The sequence below is a fragment of the Corynebacterium sp. MSK195 genome (assembly GCF_030228885.1).
Lineage (GTDB): Bacteria > Actinomycetota > Actinomycetes > Mycobacteriales > Mycobacteriaceae > Corynebacterium.
The window spans coordinates 1-372 of the sequence record NZ_JASPGT010000061.1; the positions used below are offsets into that span (position 1 = coordinate 1).

Genomic DNA, 372 nt, shown 5'->3' on the forward strand with positions numbered 1-372 from the left:
GGTACTCCGAACAGTTCAAACGTGATGCTGTGGCCCTCTACGAAAACAATGAGGACCTCTCACTTCACGCGGCTTCAGCAGAGCTTGGAGTCAATCGTTCCTCACTTTATTCCTGGCTTAAGCAGTACGGCACCGGCAAGCGTGCTCGCACGAAGACCATGCGTGATGAAGCCCAGGCGACGACTGATTCTGAGCGGATCCGCCAGCTAGAAAAGGAAGTCTCTAAGCTTCGTGAAGAACGCGATATCCTGCGTAAGGCCGCGAAGTATTTTGCCGAAGAGACACGCTGGTAATCCGCTTCCAGTTTGTCTATGACCACCGAACCGAATACTCGGTCAAGCGGATGTGCCACGTGTTAAAGCTCAATCGCTC

The 372-nt window shown here is 53.0% G+C and carries 1 pseudogene; it reads left to right on the forward strand.

Annotation, left to right across the window (positions count from 1 at the left end):
- Positions 1–372, forward strand: a pseudogene (locus tag QP909_RS11800) (transposase); the annotation flags it as partial.